The sequence below is a fragment of the Sphingobium sp. C100 genome (assembly GCF_000508185.1).
Lineage (GTDB): Bacteria > Pseudomonadota > Alphaproteobacteria > Sphingomonadales > Sphingomonadaceae > Sphingobium.
Map to the genome: position 1 here is coordinate 1 of NZ_AYOY01000131.1, position 534 is coordinate 534.

Here is a 534-nt window from a genome sequence, read left to right on the forward strand (position 1 = left end):
ATCGTCTCCGTCGGCCCCGGCGGCTTCCTGCGCCAGGGTCCAGGCGACCAGCAGGCGCCGATCCCGCCCGCGCCGCCGCGCCGCCTGGTGCCAGCCAAGCCCAGCCCGGACATCGCCGACAAGACCAGCCTGCTCGACCTGACCGAGCGGATCTGCAAATGGCCAATGGGCCATCCGGGCGAACCGGATTTCCATTTCTGCGGCGAGCAGGTGAACCCCGGCTTCCCCTATTGCGTCGAACATTGCGGCCGCGCCTATCAGGCTCAGTTGCCGCGCGGAACGCGCCGCCCGCCCCCGCCGATGCCGTTCGGCGGCCCGCGCGTCCGCTAAACGAAAAAGGGCCGGCTCCTTCTGGGAACCGGCCTTTTTCGTAAGCGTCGACGATCAGGCGATCGTCAGGCCGACATCCACATTGTTGCGGGTCGCGTTGCTGTAGGGGCAGATCTGGTGCGCCGCTTCGACCAGCTTTTCGGCCTCGGCACGGTCCAGGCCCGGCAGGCTGACCTCCAGATCGGCGGTGATGGCGAAACCGCC

The 534-nt window shown here is 68.5% G+C and carries 2 protein-coding genes; one reads left to right on the top strand and one right to left on the bottom strand.

The window, feature by feature from the left end:
• The coding region (locus tag C100_RS0124490; RefSeq protein WP_031309177.1) for a GcrA family cell cycle regulator at positions 1–330 on the top strand (330 nt) is incomplete at its 5' end.
• A gap of 54 nt (positions 331–384) precedes the next feature.
• Here the strand turns inward: C100_RS0124490 and C100_RS33430 are convergent.
• A partial coding sequence (locus C100_RS33430; protein ID WP_024019392.1) for an OsmC family protein occupies positions 385–534 on the bottom strand: 150 nt, incomplete at its 5' end.